The organism is Schumannella sp. 10F1B-5-1 (assembly GCF_006517535.1).
Classification (GTDB): Bacteria; Actinomycetota; Actinomycetes; order Actinomycetales; family Microbacteriaceae; genus Schumannella.
Genome location: NZ_VHQH01000036.1, coordinates 207,401 through 219,608 on the forward strand (window position 1 = coordinate 207,401; position 12,208 = coordinate 219,608).

13 protein-coding genes and 1 tRNA gene are annotated in these 12,208 nt (G+C 71.2%); 13 read left to right on the top strand and 1 reads right to left on the bottom strand.

What is annotated here, in order from left to right; translation table 11 throughout:
* The first annotated feature begins 106 nt into the window (after positions 1-106).
* The 10 genes from FJ658_RS06605 (at position 107) to FJ658_RS06650 (ending at position 9,180) form a co-directional block, all read left to right on the top strand.
* Complete coding sequence (locus FJ658_RS06605) at positions 107-1,066, top strand: hypothetical protein (protein ID WP_141144574.1); 960 nt, start codon at positions 107-109, stop codon at positions 1,064-1,066.
* A complete protein-coding gene (gene pdxH / locus FJ658_RS06610; RefSeq protein WP_141144575.1) occupies positions 1,066-1,740 on the top strand; it encodes a pyridoxamine 5'-phosphate oxidase in 675 nt (224 codons plus the stop codon). The genes FJ658_RS06605 and pdxH overlap by 1 nt, the downstream gene beginning before the upstream one ends.
* 144 nt (positions 1,741-1,884) lie before the next feature.
* The gene (locus FJ658_RS06615; RefSeq protein ID WP_141144576.1) at positions 1,885-2,541 is read left to right on the top strand and encodes a recombinase family protein; all 657 of its coding nucleotides are present in this window, start codon (positions 1,885-1,887) and stop codon (positions 2,539-2,541) included.
* A gap of 192 nt (positions 2,542-2,733) precedes the next feature.
* Positions 2,734-3,495 (top strand): DeoR/GlpR family DNA-binding transcription regulator, encoded by a 762-nt coding sequence (locus FJ658_RS06620; RefSeq protein ID WP_181408348.1) that lies wholly within the window; start codon positions 2,734-2,736, stop codon positions 3,493-3,495.
* Between the two features lie 181 nt (positions 3,496-3,676).
* Positions 3,677-4,747: an ABC transporter substrate-binding protein gene (locus tag FJ658_RS06625; RefSeq protein ID WP_141144578.1), complete on the top strand. Its 1,071-nt coding sequence runs from the start codon at positions 3,677-3,679 to the stop codon at positions 4,745-4,747.
* A 125-nt stretch (positions 4,748-4,872) separates the two neighbouring features.
* Complete coding sequence (locus tag FJ658_RS06630) at positions 4,873-6,498, top strand: sugar ABC transporter ATP-binding protein (protein WP_255447605.1); 1,626 nt, start codon at positions 4,873-4,875, stop codon at positions 6,496-6,498.
* The gene (locus FJ658_RS06635; RefSeq protein ID WP_141144579.1) at positions 6,495-7,457 is read left to right on the top strand and encodes an ABC transporter permease; all 963 of its coding nucleotides are present in this window, start codon (positions 6,495-6,497) and stop codon (positions 7,455-7,457) included. The genes FJ658_RS06630 and FJ658_RS06635 overlap by 4 nt, the downstream gene beginning before the upstream one ends.
* Positions 7,454-8,449 carry an ABC transporter permease gene (locus FJ658_RS06640; protein WP_141144580.1) on the top strand — a complete coding sequence of 332 codons (996 nt, stop codon included), beginning with the start codon at positions 7,454-7,456 and terminating at the stop codon, positions 8,447-8,449. The genes FJ658_RS06635 and FJ658_RS06640 overlap by 4 nt, the downstream gene beginning before the upstream one ends.
* A gap of 78 nt (positions 8,450-8,527) precedes the next feature.
* Positions 8,528-9,010, top strand: coding sequence for a nitroreductase family deazaflavin-dependent oxidoreductase (locus tag FJ658_RS06645; protein WP_141144581.1), 483 nt, complete (start codon positions 8,528-8,530; stop codon positions 9,008-9,010).
* Between the two features lie 97 nt (positions 9,011-9,107).
* A tRNA-Ala gene (locus tag FJ658_RS06650) sits at positions 9,108-9,180 on the top strand.
* Between the two features lie 428 nt (positions 9,181-9,608).
* Here the strand turns inward: FJ658_RS06650 and FJ658_RS06655 are convergent.
* The gene (locus FJ658_RS06655) at positions 9,609-9,893 is read right to left on the bottom strand and encodes a hypothetical protein (protein ID WP_141144582.1); all 285 of its coding nucleotides are present in this window, start codon (positions 9,891-9,893) and stop codon (positions 9,609-9,611) included.
* A 154-nt stretch (positions 9,894-10,047) separates the two neighbouring features.
* Here FJ658_RS06655 and FJ658_RS06660 point away from each other — a divergent pair, with 154 nt between their 5' ends.
* From FJ658_RS06660 to FJ658_RS06670, 3 genes are read left to right on the top strand one after another with little or no spacing between them, the layout of a single operon-like run.
* Entirely contained in the window at positions 10,048-11,022 is a 975-nt protein-coding gene (locus tag FJ658_RS06660; protein ID WP_141144583.1) for a zinc-binding dehydrogenase, read from the top strand.
* Positions 11,019-11,468, top strand: a complete 450-nt coding sequence (locus tag FJ658_RS06665; protein WP_141144584.1) for a hypothetical protein — start codon at positions 11,019-11,021, stop codon at positions 11,466-11,468. The genes FJ658_RS06660 and FJ658_RS06665 overlap by 4 nt, the downstream gene beginning before the upstream one ends.
* A complete protein-coding gene (locus FJ658_RS06670; protein ID WP_141144585.1) occupies positions 11,465-12,169 on the top strand; it encodes an SDR family NAD(P)-dependent oxidoreductase in 705 nt (234 codons plus the stop codon). The genes FJ658_RS06665 and FJ658_RS06670 overlap by 4 nt, the downstream gene beginning before the upstream one ends.
* Positions 12,170-12,208 lie beyond the last annotated feature (39 nt).

Below are 12,208 nucleotides of genomic sequence, written 5' to 3' on the forward strand. Positions count from 1 at the left end.
GCCCGCGACCTCGCGCCGTGTCCCCCGAACGGGGTGCGACCTCAAGCTGAGGTTGAAGCCCGCGCGCCTCCGCGGCGCACGCAGATCGCGCCCGTACTGTGCCCCCATGGAACTCACCGGACTCGGCACCGCGGTCATGGTCGCCGTCGCCGCGCTCCTGTGGTTCGCCTATCTGATCCCCACGTGGACGCGCCGGCGCGAGTACCTCGCGACCGAGCGCAACGCCACGCGGCTGCAGCAGACCATCCGCATCATGGCCGAGTCGGCCGAGGCGCCCGAAGAGGTGCGGCTCGAGGCGAAGGCCCGCGACGTCGCCCACCAGGCGCGACTCCTGCGCGAGCAGGACCGCCAGCGCGTCGCGCGCGAGGAGGCGGAGCTGGCTGCCGTGCGGCGCCGTGAGGACCCGCAGATCGTGCGCGCCCGTCAGGGTCGCAGCCGCCTGCGCCGCGTGCGTCTGATCAGCGCCGGCGGTCTGCTCGCCGGCCTCGTCGTCGCGGCGATCCAGGGAGTCGCGCTGCTCGCCGCCCCGGTGACCGCCGGCGGCATCATCGTGCTCGCCGTCGCGGCGATCGTCGCCGTCAGCTCGGCGGGAACTCTGCGCACACTCGCGCGTCGTCGGGTCGCGGCTCCCCGGCTCGCTGCCGAGACGACCGCGCCCACACGCCAGCAGCTGCGCGACTTCGCGATGGAGCAGAGCGGGCAGGCCGCGCCGGCGCCCGGCTGGACCCCGGTGCCGCTGCCCCGGCCCCTCTATATCGACGCGCCGCAGCGGCAGACCGCCGAGCCGGGCATCGACGCGCAGCGGCGCATGCGCGCCGCCGCGGCCGAGGCCGAGCGCCGTCTGCGCGACGCGCACGCCCAGCCGGGCGTTGTCGCGTTCCCCGCCCCACGCACGGCCGAGACCGCGTCGCCGACGGCCGAGCCGCGCCGTCGGGCCGAGGGCTCGACGAGTTCGCCGGCCCCCACCGCTCCGCCGAGCCGCTGGTCGTCGATGGGCGTCGTGGGCGACGTCGCCGGCTCGGGACTCGACCTCGACGAGGTGCTGCGCCGCCGGCGCACGGGCTGATGTCCGACTCGCTCGCGCGGCACGACGACTACGACGGGCCTCCGTTCGACGAGTCGCTGATCGATCGCGATCCCTTCGTGCAGCTGCGTCGCTGGCTGGGCGACGCCGAGGCGGCGGGACTGCCCGACGCGAACGCGATGGTGCTCGGCACCGTCGACCCCGATGGCGCCCCGAGCAGCCGCACGGTGCTGCTCAAGGGCCTCGCCGGTCCCGACGGGCCTGCGCTCGAGTTCGTGACCAACAGCGAGTCGCGCAAGGGGATCGCGCTGGCGTCCGAGCAGCGGGTCACTCTGCTCTTCCCCTGGTACGCGCTGCGGCGTCAGGTGATCGTCGACGGGGTCGCGCATCCCGCCCCTGCCGCCCTGAGTGACGAGTACTGGGCGACGCGCCCGCGCGGCTCGCAGATCGGCGGCTGGGCCAGCCGGCAGTCGCGGCCGGCGGCCGATCGCGCCGAGCTCGAGCGCGCGGTCGCCGCGGCCGAGGCGCGCTTCGCCGACGTGGATGCGGTGCCCCGCCCGCCGCACTGGGGCGCCTGGCTCGTCGAGCCCCGCTCGGTCGAGTTCTGGCAGGGTCGACCGTCGCGGCTGCACGATCGGCTCGTGCTCGAGCGCGTGCCGGCGGCCGGACGACCCGCCGTCGACGCCGCCTGGCGCCTCCTGCGCCGCCAGCCCTGAGCGTCATCCGGTGCGCCCGAAGAGCGCCCGGATGAGCACTTCCGATCCGTCCTGATCGCGATTGATCGCACCCGCGTCCGGCCTGGAAACACGGGGCAGAACCCACCGCGGGAACCCCGGGGTCGCGGTGCTACTCTCGCCCCCATGACGCGCGTCGGATACATCTGGGTCGGGCCGCTGGAGCACAACGCCGAGTTCCAGCGCGACCTGCTGCGCGCCAAGGGCGTCGACCGGATGTTCGAGGACATCAGCGCCCACACCTCGACCCCGATCCGCAGCGAGCTGACCTCGGCGCTCGAAGAGGTCGGCCCGGGCGACACGCTCGTCGTGTGGCGTCTCGACCGCCTCGGCTCGACCATGTCGTCGGTGCTCGCGCTGCTCGAGCTGCTCGGCAAGCGCCGCGTCGGCGTCGCCACGATCGCCGAGGGTCTCGACACCTCGGGCGACGGGGGAGAGGCGCTGCTCGCCACGATCGCCGCCTTCACCCAGCTCGACCGCTGCCTGACCCGCGAGCGCACGATGGCGGGCGTCTACGCGGCCCGGGCCCGCGGTCGCGTCGGCGGACGCCCCCGCGCGCTCTCGACGACCAACGTCGAGCGCGTGATCATGATGAAGGAGCAGGGCGCCACGGTGCGCGAGATCGCCCAGGAGATGGGCACCTCGCGGGCGACCGTGTACCGCGTGCTCGAGACCGCCACGGGCGGTCGGGATGCCGAGGCCGAAGAGCGCCGCGAGCTCACGGTGCGCTGGGCGACCCCGGCGATCGGCGACGGCACCGAGCCGCTCATCGCCGGCGACTGACGCTCAGAGCGCATCCCGCGCATCCCGCCCGAGATCTCCCTTCCGGAGGGCGTTCGCGCGACATGCCGCGTCACGACACGCCCGACGCGGCGTGTCGCCGACAACCCCTCCCGCGGAGTGATCTGGTGATCGTGTTCGAATCGGGATGATCGGATCTGATCCGTTTCGGACAGGTTTGTGTACTCTGTGCACGTGATCGCAGCGCAGCGACGACAGCTCATCCTCGAGACCGTGCACCGGGACGGTGCCGTGTCGATCCGCGCGCTCGCCGAGCTGCTCGACACCTCGGCCATCACGATCCGCCGCGACCTCGACTACCTCGACTCGATCGGCCGCCTCACCCGCTCGCACGGCGGCGCCGTCAGCGGCCAGCCGCTGCACGAGTCCTCGTGGTCGGAGAAGGTCGGGCAGGCCGCCGAGGCGAAGGCGGCGATCGGCCGCGCCGCTGCCGAGCTCGTCGGCGAGGGCGACGTCGTCGTGATCGGCCCGGGCACGACCACGGCCGAGCTCGCCCGGGCCCTGGCCGGCCGCGCCGGGCTCACGGTCTTCACGAACTCGCTCCTGGTGGCCGACATCCTGGTCGACTCGCCCGGAAACGAGGTCGTCGTGACGGGCGGAACCCTGCGGGCCGGCATCCGGGCGCTCGTCGGCGAGGGCACGACCCGGATGCTGCGCGGGCTGCACGCCGATCTCACCTTCCTGTCGGGCAACGGCATCGACGCCGAGTTCGGGGTGTCGACGCCGAACCTCACCGTCGCCGAGACGGATCGCGCGATGGCCTCGGCGGGGCATCGCGTGGTGTCGCTCGTCGACCACACGAAGTTCGGCGAGCGCGCCGCGATCCAGACGCTCGCGCCGTCGGCGATCGACCAGGTCATCACCGATCGGGGCACGGATGCGGCCGCGATCGCGGCCCTGTCGGCGGTCGGCATCGACGTCACGGTGGTGCCGTGATGGCCCGCTTCGATTGCGAATCGGCAACGGCGTCCGCCGGTGCTGGACTTATGAACACGGTTTTGCAACAATCACGTCCGGACACGTTCTCTTCTGAGAGTTCGTGATCCTTTCTGAGCAGAACGGCATCCTCGCCGCTCTCGCCCACCCGGCAGTCACATCAACAAGGAAGTTGGTTCCCATGGCACTCCAGCGCACCTCGCGCGGCCTGGTCGCCGCCGTCTCCCTCGCGGCGGCGGTCGGACTGATCCTCACCGGTTGCACCAACACGGGCACCGGCTCGAACACCTCGTCGGGCTCCTCCGAGCAGAAGGTCAAGTCCAGCGACGGTCCCACCTGCGACATCTCGACCTACGGCGGCGAGAAGATCGACCTCAAGGACGCCGTCGTCGGCTTCTCGCAGTCGGAGAAGGAGGACAACCCCTTCCGCATCGCCGAGACCCAGTCGATCAAGGACGAGGCCGCCAAGATCGGCGTCAAGAAGCTGATCACCACCAACGCGCAGTCGACCCTGTCGAAGCAGATCAGCGACATCCAGGACATGATCTCGCAGGGCGCCAACGTGCTGATCGTCGCCCCGCTCAACAGCGACGGCCTCGAGCCGGCCCTGTCGGCGGCGCGCGAGAAGAACATCCCCGTCATCACGGTCGACCGCAAGCTCAACGCCGAGGCCTGCAAGGACTACGTCTCGTTCCTCGGATCGGACTTCGTCGAGCAGGGCAAGCGCGCCGCCGACCAGCTCATCAAGGGCACCGGCGGCAAGGGCAAGGTCGCGATCCTGCTCGGCGCCTCGGGCAACGGCGTGACCACCGACCGCACCAAGGGCTTCGTCGACGAGATCAAGGCCGAGGCTCCCGGGATCGAGATCGTCGCCCAGCAGACCGGCGACTTCGCCCGCGACAAGGGCCAGTCGGTGACCGAGCAGCTGCTGCAGTCGAACCCCGAGATCACGGCGATCTACGCCGAGAACGACGAGATGGGACTCGGCGCCCAGGCCGCGATCATCGCCGCCGGCAAGACCCCGGGCACCGACATCCAGCTCTACTCGATCGACGGCACCAAGAACGCGGTCTCGCAGATCGTCGCCGGGCAGTACAACGGCGTCGTCGAGTCGAACCCGCGCTTCGGACCGCTGGCCTTCAAGACCCTGAAGTCGTTCCTCGCGGGTGACGCGGTCGGCCAGGACATCATCATCGAAGACGGCGAGTACGACGCCGACAACGCGAGCAGCAAGGTCGACGGGGCCTACTGATCCCTCGCCGCCGGCCCGGCGGGTCCACCACCACGGATCCGCCGGGCCGGCGCACCCGTGCCCGGCCCGGCAGGCACCCTGCACGCCGACCGGGCCACCCGAGACCCGAGGAAGAAGGACCGACTGTGACGGTGCAGTCCCCATCCACCCCCGCGACCACGTCGACCTCGCCCGTGCTGCAGGCCCGTGGCGTGTCGAAGCGCTTCGCGGGCGTCACCGCGCTCGACGGCATCGACTTCACGGTGCTGCCCGGCGAGGCGCACGCGCTCATGGGCGAGAACGGCGCCGGCAAGTCGACGCTGATCAAGGTGCTGACCGGCGTCTACCAGCCGGATGACGGCGAGCTCGCGCTGCACGGCGAGCCCGCCCGCTTCGCCCGACCGCTCGACGCGCAGAAGGCGGGGGTGTCGACCATCTACCAGGAGGTCAACCTGATCCCCCTGATGTCGGTCGCGCAGAACATCTTCCTGGGCCGCGAGCCCCGCGGGTTCCTGGGCCTCATCGATCACCGCCGCATGTACGCCGATGCGCGCGAGCTGCTGGGCACCTACGGCATCCAGGTGGATGTGCGCCGCCCGCTGCGCAGCCTCGCCCTCGGCGTGCAGCAGATGGTCGCCCTCGCCCGCGCCGTGAGCATCAACGCGCGCGTCGTCATCATGGACGAGCCGACCTCGTCGCTCGAGACCGCCGAGGTCGAGACGCTGTTCCGGGTGATCGGCATGCTGCGCGCGCAGGGCATCGCGATCGTCTACGTCAGCCACCGCATGGATGAGATCTACCGCGTCTGCGAGAAGGTCACGGTGCTGCGCGACGGTCGGGTCGTGCACGTCGGCGACCTCGCCGACCTGCCGCGCGTCGAGCTCGTGTCGAAGATGCTCGGCCGCAGCGTCGACGCCGTCGAGAAGCGCGGTGCGACCGCGTTCGGCGAGGAGTCGCACGTGAGCGAGGCGACCCCCGTGCTCACGGCGACCGATCTCAGCCGCCGTCACCAGATCGACGGCGTCGGCCTCAGCATCCGCCCGGGCGAGGTCGTCGGACTCGGCGGCCTGCTCGGCGCGGGGCGCTCCGAGACGCTCAAGGGCATCTCGGGCGTGATGCAGCTCGACCGCGGCTCGGTCGTGATCGACGGCCAGACCGTGCGCTCGGGATCGGTGCCCGCGGCGATCCGCGCCGGCATCGTCATGCTGCCCGAGGACCGCAAGGCCGAGGGCATCATCCCGGGCCTCTCGGTGCGCGACAACATCGTGCTCGCCGCGCTGCCGCGCCTGTCGCGCGCGGGCTTCAGCTCGCGCCGCAACCAGGATGCGGTCGTCGACGTGTTCATGCGCCGCCTGCGCATCAAGGCCTCGAGTCCCGACCAGGCCGTGTCGGAGCTGTCGGGCGGCAACCAGCAGAAGGTCATGATCGCCCGCTGGCTGGCCATGAGCCCCAAGGTGCTGCTGCTCGACGAGCCGACGCGCGGCATCGACGTCGGCGCCAAGGCCGAGGTGCAGGCGCTGATCGACGAGCTCGCCAAGGAGGGCCTCGCGATCGTGCTGGTCTCGAGCGAGCTCGAGGAGGTCGTCGAGGGCGCCGACCGCGTGGTCGTGCTGCGCGACGGCCAGGTCGTGACCGAGCTGACCGGCGACCAGGTCGACGAGAAGCATCTGCTCGACGCGATCGCCGGCGACGGCGCAGCGACCTCGACCGCAGCCGCCGCATCCACTGCTTCGGATGCGGCCCCCGAGACCCCGACGGAGGAGCGCGCATGAGCTCGGTCACCATCCCGCTGCCGCGCCAGGGCTCGGCGCTCAAGCTGCTGCAGAAGTACGGCGTCTACCTGGCGATCGTGCTCATCCTCGTGGCGAACCTGATCTTCACGCCCAACTTCTTCACGGTCGACAACCTGCGCACGCAGCTCGTGCAGGTCGTGCCGGTGCTGATCGTGGCGCTCGGCATGGCCCTCGTGATCGGCACCGAGGGCATCGACCTCTCGGTCGGCGCCGCGATGGCGATGGCGGCGGCCGTGCTGCCGCTCTACATCGGCTACGGATTCCTGCCGGCGCTGCTCATCGCGATCGTCGCCGCCCTCGTGATCGGCCTGGTCAACGGCGCGCTGATCGCCTTCATCGGCGTGCAGCCGATCGTGGCGACGCTGTCGCTCATGGTCGCCGGGCGCGGACTCGCGCTGCTCGTCGCGGGGGAGCAGCTGCGCCCCGTGATCGACCCCGGCGTGCTCGCGCTCGGGCGCGGCACGATCCTCGGCGTGCCGTGGGCCGTGCTGGTCGCGGCGGCGCTGGTCGCGATCGTCGCGGTGCTCGTGAACCGCACGACCTTCGGCAAGCAGCTCGTCGCGATCGGCGGCAACCGCCGCGCCGCCGAGCTCGCCGGCCTCCCGGTGAAGCGCATCCTGCTGGTCATCTACCTCGTCTGCGCCGGTCTCGCGGCCGTCGCCGGCATCATCGGCACGGCCCGTCTCGCGGCCTCGGTGCCGTCGACGATCGGCAACCTGATCGAGCTGTCGGCGATCACCGCCGTCGTGGTCGGCGGCACGCCGCTGAGCGGCGGCCAGGTCAAGATCGCCGGCACCGTCGCGGGCGCTCTGCTGCTGCAGATCATCACGGCGACGCTCGTGAAGCACAACGTGCCCGACGCGTACTCGCAGATCATCCAGGCGGCGATCATCGTGGTCGCGGTCTACATCCAGCGTGGGAAGGTCTTCAGCAAATGACCGCGATCGAGCCGAGTGCCGGCCCCGCTTCGTCGTCGCAGCTGGCGCGCGAGCGCGCCGTCGGCGTCGTGCAGTCGTTCGGTGCGCCCATCGTGCTGGCGATCGTCGTCATCGTCGCGGCGTTCTCGTTCCCGACGTTCTTCACGGTCACGAACCTGACGAACATCCTGCTGCAGTCGTCGTTCCTGCTGATCGTCGCGATCGGCATGACCTTCGTGATCGTGACCGGCGGCATCGACCTGTCGGTGGGATCGGTGTTCGCGCTGGGCGGCGTGCTCGCCGCCTACGCCTCGCAGTGGGGATGGGTGGCCGCGCTCGTGGTCCCGCTCGTCGTCGGAGCGGTGATCGGCGTGATCCAGGGCGCTCTCGTTGCCTGGGGCGGCATGGCGCCGTTCATCGTCACGCTCGCCGGACTGCTCGCCGTGCGGGGCATCGTGCTCGCGATCACGAACGGCGGGTCGACGACCCCGCTCATCACCGACCCGGTGCTGAAGGGCATCGGCCAGGGCGGCTTCGCGAGCATCGAGTGGCCGGTCGTGATCGGCCTCGTGCTGCTGGTCGTGGGCATCGTGCTGCTCACCCGCTCGCGCACCGGCCAGGGCGTGATCGCGGTCGGCGGCTCGGAGAACGCGTCGACGCTCATGGGTCTGCCCGTCGCCCGGGTGAAGCTGTCGGTCTACGTGCTGAGCGGGCTCACCGCCTCGCTCGCGGGCGCGCTCAACGCCGCGTACACGTCGTCGGGCGTCCCGGTCGTGGGCGTCGGGCTCGAGCTGTCGGCGATCTCGGCGGTTGTGATCGGCGGCACGCTGCTGACCGGCGGCAAGGGCTCGCTCGTCGGCACGCTCGCCGGTGTGCTGCTGCTCGGCGTCATCCAGAACGTGATCAACCAGGTCGGATCGCTCACCTCGTCGGTGCAGTCGATCGTGTCGGGCGGGTTTCTGGCGGTCGTCGTCATCATCCAGACGGTGCTGTCGCGGCAGCAGCGGCTGTAGCGGCGTCGGCGCTGGCCGCGCCCTCAGCGGCCGGCGGTGCCGGTGGCGGCGGCGTGGCGCGCGGAGGAGGATGACCGCATGCTCCCTCGCGCGCTCCGCCCCGCCGTGGCGGCCTTCTCGCGCACGCGGCTGTTCCGTCGCGTCGGCCCGAGCGTCATGCCCGGATTCGAGCGGATGCTCACCCGCGCGACCGGCGGACGGGTCATCTCGAGCGGGCTCGTCGTGCCCTCGCTTGAGCTGCACACGACCGGCGCGAAGAGCGGCCAGCCGCGCTCGGTGAAGCTCATGTGCTGCCCGACGCGGAGCGGCTGGTACGTGACCGGCAGCAACTTCGCGCGGGAGTCGCATCCGGCCTGGACCGCGAACCTGCTCGCGCATCCCGGCGCCTCGATCACGATCGGGCTCAACGAGGTGCCGGTGCGCGCCGCGCTCGTACCGGAAGTGCGCCGCGAGGAGGTCTGGGCCGAGCTCGAGCAGAACTGGCCCGGGTACCGCGGCTACGAGCGCTCGAGCGGCCGCGAGCTGCGCATCTTCCTGCTCGCACCGGCACTCGCCGGCTGAGCCGCCGGTCGGGCCGCCGGCCGACTCCGCGGCGGTGGATGCGGCGCCGGCGATGGTCAGGCGGCGCGGCTCCGGGATGCTAGGCTTTTCGAGTTCCGGGCCCATGGCGCAGTTGGTAGCGCGTCTCGTTCGCAATGAGAAGGTCGGGGGTTCGAATCCCCCTGGGTCCACCGTTTCCACGAATATGAAGGCCGCGAGATATCGCGGCCTTCCATTTCGGGCCTGCACTTTCGGCGAACGCGTCGCCGGCATCAGGGCCGCTCGGCGACAAGGACATCGCCGGACATCCGCAACCCTCGCGGTCGTTGGCCCCACCAGTGCCTCCACCGAGACTTCGTGACATGCGCGGATGAGCCAGAAGGTTCGGCTGAGGTCCGATCGTCACGAACTCGTGCCGTGCGGGACGTGTGTCTGCGTGCGCACACGGGTCTGCCGGCGCATACTCGCGTTGCTCGACGACGAGAGGCGGTGATCGTCACGAGCAGCGACCCGAACGAGCGCGCGGTCGTCCCCGACGGCTCCCACGTCTGGACGGTGACCAAGCCCGGCAACGATCCGCGCAACTCGAAGGGCTCGCGTGTGTCAGTGGTGACGGGAATCAGCGGGGTGAACGTCTCGGCTCATCGAGCACGCCCGCGGCGACGCAGGTCAGTGGGGCGCCGATGGCGATCACTCCGACGCAGCCGTAGAAGAAGAGCGGATTCTGCGTGGCGATACCGGCCGCGAAGGTGGCGGCGAGGGTGAACATCCAGATGCCGAACGCCCAGGAGGAGGTTCTCGCGGACCGGGCGCGCGGCAGGTCGTCATCGGCTGGTCGTGGCACCGGTCCTCTGCCCAGGGCGGCGTCCCGGTTCATGCGCGCGCCACCAGGCTCGTTCGCCATCGACTCCCCGATCATCGGTCTGCCGGTTCTCGGCCACGCCACGGTATCCGAGAGTGTTCATCTATACTGTACACGGGTGTGTGCTCGCGCTTCGTCGCTTCGAGGCGGTCGCCGCCGCAGCCCGCCATCACCCGCTCACCGAAGAGAGGCCGCCATGAAGGCACTGCAGTTCACAGCCCAGGACACCGCGGAGATGGTGGACCTGCCCGTTCCCGACATCGCCGACGACGAGGTCCTCGTCGCACTGCGCGCCGTGGGCGTCTGCCATTCCGACATCGAGCTGCTCGAGGGGCGATACATCATCCCCTTCAGCTATCCGATCATCCCCGGCCACGAGTGGGCCGGCGAGGTCGTGCGGGTCGGCGCCAAGGTGACCGACTTCGCCCCCGGCGACCGGGTCGTCGGCGAGTGCGTGATCGGGCTCGACCACTTCGGGTTCTCGATCAGCGGCGCCGGCGCCGAGTTCTTCGTCACCAAGTCCGCGTGGCTGCACGAAGTGCCCGCGAACGTCTCGTGGACCAACGCCGCGCTCGTGGAGCCGTTCAGCGTCGCCTACGGCGCGCTGCGCAAGGCGGGCAACGTGGATGCGAGCGACGTCGTCGTCGTGCTCGGCGCCGGGCCGATCGGCCTCATGATCGCGGCGGCCTCGGCCGCGCTCGGCGCGACAACGATCGTCGTGGAGCCGTCGGAATCGCGTCGCGATGCGGCGATCGCGCTCGGCGCGCACTCGGCCGTCGCTCCTGAGGACATCGTGGCGAAGCTCGCCGAGCTGTCCGGTGGACGCGGGGCCGATGTCGTGCTCGAAGCGAGCGGTCGTCCCGAGGTCATGGCGCAGGCGCTCGAACTCGCCGCGTTCCAGGGGCGCGTGATCTACGTCGGCATCGATGTGGGCCGCGACGCGCCGGCCAAGCTGGGCCTGATCCAGTCGAAGGAGCTCTTCATCACCGGCCTGATCGGCGCGCCCGGCGCCTGGCCGGCCACACTGCGCTTCCTCTCGACCACCGGCCTCGACTTGAGCTCGCTCGTCACCGGCCGTTTCGATCTGGCGGACTCGCTCAAGGCGATCGAGGCGGCGCACGACCGCACCGTCACGATCAAGGCGCACATCGAGTCGAGCGCGACTCTGTGACCGCGACGTCGAGCTCGTCCTCCACGGCGCCGTTCGCGATCGAGGCGACTCTCGGCGGCGGAGTCGCGATCGCGGTCGTGCGAGCACGCGCGGGCGCCGCGCGCGAGGATCGCGACGCGCTGCTGACCGACGGCGTCTTCGCCGTTCTGGAGCACATCAACGCCGCGACCGCGGAAGTTCCGCGTGGCCGTTCGATCCTCGATGTCCGTCTCGCGGACGACCTCGACTCCGCGCATCTGCCGGGAACCGAGGCCTTCGTCGAGGCCGTGCGCGGGCTGATGCAGGCTCACACGCTGGAGTCGGGTCCGGAAGCCCCGGCCCTCACGTTGCTCGTGTCGACCGAGGGGCAGGCGGATGCGCGCGAGCGCACGGTCGCCTACCTCACCGGCGACCACGGTGACTTCTCGCGCGGCGCCACCTACGACTTGCGGGAGGTGCGCCCGTGAGCGTGCTCGTCACCGGAGCCGGCGGGGGTATCGGATCCGCGATCGCCGCCGCTCTCGAAGCCGCCGGGCACGAGGTCGTGCGTCACGATGTCCGCGGCTCGGCGGCTCATCCGGTCGACATCGAGGGCGACATGACGGACGCGGCCGATTCCGCGCGCCTCGTCGCCGAGAGCGAGCGCCGCGGCGTCGACTCCGTGCTTGCAGCCCACGGCATCGCGGCCGCTCGTGACCTGGCGGGAACCGACCGCGCGTTCCTCGAGCGGGCGATGCGGATCAACGCCGTCTCCGTGTTCCATCTCTACGACGCCCTCGCCGAGCGCGTCCGCGCCAGCGGCGGGGCCTTCGTCGTGATCTCGAGTCAGGCCGGACTCGTCGCCGAGGCGAATAACGGGCCGTACTGCGCCTCCAAGTTCGCCTTGATCGGATGGGCGCGCGGCCTCGTCGCCGCGGGAGGTGCGCCGCGCCTTCGCGTGCTGTGTCCGGGCGCGACCGAGACGCCGCTGCTGCGATCGGCGTTCGAGGGCATGGCCGCGTCTGCAGGGATCAGCTACGACCAGGTGCTCGCCGAGCGCTCGGCGAGCGTGCCAGCCGGGCGTCTCGGTCGGCCGGAGGACCTCGGCGCGGCTGCGACGTGGCTGGTCGAGGTGCCGAGCCCTGCGCTCATCGTGGCCGCCGTCACCGGCGGTGAGGTGCTCAGCTGAGGTCATGACGCTGGCGACAGCGAGAGGGCCGGGAAGCGG

Bases quoted from the DNA above. Each gene is read 5' to 3' on its own strand.
- FJ658_RS06625 (WP_141144578.1), top strand. From the start codon at position 3,677: ATGGCACTCCAGCGCACCTCGCGCGGCCTGGTCGCCGCCGTCTCCCTC.
- FJ658_RS06645 (WP_141144581.1), top strand. From the start codon at position 8,528: ATGCTCCCTCGCGCGCTCCGCCCCGCCGTGGCGGCCTTCTCGCGCACG.
- FJ658_RS06655 (WP_141144582.1), bottom strand. From the start codon at position 9,893: ATGGCGAACGAGCCTGGTGGCGCGCGCATGAACCGGGACGCCGCCCTG.
- pdxH (WP_141144575.1), top strand. From the start codon at position 1,066: ATGTCCGACTCGCTCGCGCGGCACGACGACTACGACGGGCCTCCGTTC.
- FJ658_RS06635 (WP_141144579.1), top strand. From the start codon at position 6,495: ATGAGCTCGGTCACCATCCCGCTGCCGCGCCAGGGCTCGGCGCTCAAG.
- FJ658_RS06605 (WP_141144574.1), top strand. From the start codon at position 107: ATGGAACTCACCGGACTCGGCACCGCGGTCATGGTCGCCGTCGCCGCG.
- FJ658_RS06615 (WP_141144576.1), top strand. From the start codon at position 1,885: ATGACGCGCGTCGGATACATCTGGGTCGGGCCGCTGGAGCACAACGCC.
- FJ658_RS06640 (WP_141144580.1), top strand. From the start codon at position 7,454: ATGACCGCGATCGAGCCGAGTGCCGGCCCCGCTTCGTCGTCGCAGCTG.
- FJ658_RS06660 (WP_141144583.1), top strand. From the start codon at position 10,048: ATGAAGGCACTGCAGTTCACAGCCCAGGACACCGCGGAGATGGTGGAC.